Source organism: Streptomyces novaecaesareae, assembly GCF_000716875.1.
Lineage (GTDB): Bacteria > Actinomycetota > Actinomycetes > Streptomycetales > Streptomycetaceae > Kitasatospora > Kitasatospora novaecaesareae.
The window spans coordinates 1-1,012 of sequence record NZ_JNWQ01000205.1 but is presented as its reverse complement, the minus strand read 5'-3'; the positions used below and the strand labels follow the sequence as shown (position 1 = coordinate 1,012).

General features: G+C 76.7%; 1 protein-coding gene. It reads right to left on the bottom strand.

The features are described from left to right. Positions 1–382: 382 nt before the first annotated feature. Positions 383–1,012: tetratricopeptide repeat protein (locus OP86_RS32500; RefSeq protein WP_030261038.1), on the bottom strand; the 630-nt coding region annotated here is incomplete at its 5' end.

The following is a 1,012-nucleotide window of genomic DNA, read 5'->3' as shown; positions in this document are numbered from 1 at the left end:
CCCCCAACACCGACCAGCCCAGCCAGCCCGCCGCCCGCCCACCCCCAGCCGGACAGCGCCCCGGTCAGCAGCCCGCGGCCCCGGCGCACCGACGTGCGGCTGTCGACGCGGCCTTCACCGGCAAAGGGCACCGACTCGCGAGGCACCCCACCGCAACTCCTCGGCTGAGCCCGGCACCACGCACCCGGGACACCCCCCGACAACACCAGAAGTCGGCCCCACCGACCTCCCACTCCTGGCCGCGGAACATCCCGCTCGCGTCAACCAGGCCCGGCGACCCTCAGCAGCAGCAGAGGGAACCTCCCCGCGAGCCCCACCAACACCAGAAGTCGGCCACGCCGACTTCCTGCGCCCTGGCTGCGGAGCGCTACGGCGGGCGGGGTCAGTGGGGTGCGGGGGGCCAGGGGGTGGGGTGCTGTGGTTGCAGGGTGGAGAGGGATTGGCGGAGGCGGCGGACGGCGGGGTGGTGGGGGCCGTCACGGCGTTCGCGTTCGAGGAGGAGGGGGAGCAGCCACTGCCAGGCGTTCTGGGGGTCGCCGGTGGCGGCGAGGCGCAGGCCGATGCGTTCGCGCAGGTCGTAGGTGCGCTCGGGGTCGGTGTCGAGGCCGGATTCGAGGCGGGCGGTGTGGGCGGTGAGCAGGGCCTGGTACTCGGCGAGGGCTTCGGCGCCGTGGCCGAGCTGGTCGAGGCAGAGGGCGGCGCGGAAGCGGTGGTCGAGGCCCTGCGGGCCGTGCGAGCCGCCGTCGGCGGTGGCGGCGAGGCGGCGGTACTCGGGGAGGGCCTGCCGGGGGCGGCCCTCGTGGAGGAGGGTGCGGGCGTAGATGGTGCGGATGGTGCGCACCAGCGGTGCGGCGTCGCCGAGTTCGGCCTCGGCGCGGGGCAGCAGGCGGGCGGCGAGGCCGAGGACCTCGCCGTGGCGGCCGGCGTCCACGAGGTCGGAGAGGTGGGCGCATTCGGCTCCCAGGTCGGGGAGCGCGGGCGGTGGGGTGGCCGGGGCCGGCGGGGTGGCGGG